A 305-nucleotide genomic window follows, 5' to 3' on the forward strand; every position below is an offset into this window, starting at 1 on the left:
TCGACGACCTCACCGCCCAACTCGGGGTTCTCGTCGAGCACGTCAACCCCGCACTGCTGGCTGCCGCAGGCATCGGTGTCGTCACCGCCGCGCAACTGCTGATCACCGTAGGCGACAACCCACACCGGATCACCAGCAAAGCCGCATTCGCCGCCCTCACCGGAACCAGCCCCATCCCGGCCTCCAGCGGCAAAACCAGCCGCCACCGGCTCAACCGTGGCGGAGACCGCCAAGCCAACCGGGCGATCCACACCATCGCACTGGTCCGGATGAGCGTGCGCGCCGACTCCCGCACCCAGACCTAC

The 305-nt window shown here is 68.2% G+C and carries 1 protein-coding gene; it reads left to right on the forward strand.

Annotation, left to right across the window (positions count from 1 at the left end; all coding sequences use genetic code 11):
- Positions 1–305: transposase (locus KIH27_RS22305; protein WP_214095108.1), on the forward strand; the 305-nt coding region annotated here is incomplete at both ends.

The sequence above is a fragment of the Mycolicibacter acidiphilus genome (assembly GCF_018455725.1).
GTDB lineage: Bacteria > Actinomycetota > Actinomycetes > Mycobacteriales > Mycobacteriaceae > Mycobacterium > Mycobacterium acidiphilum.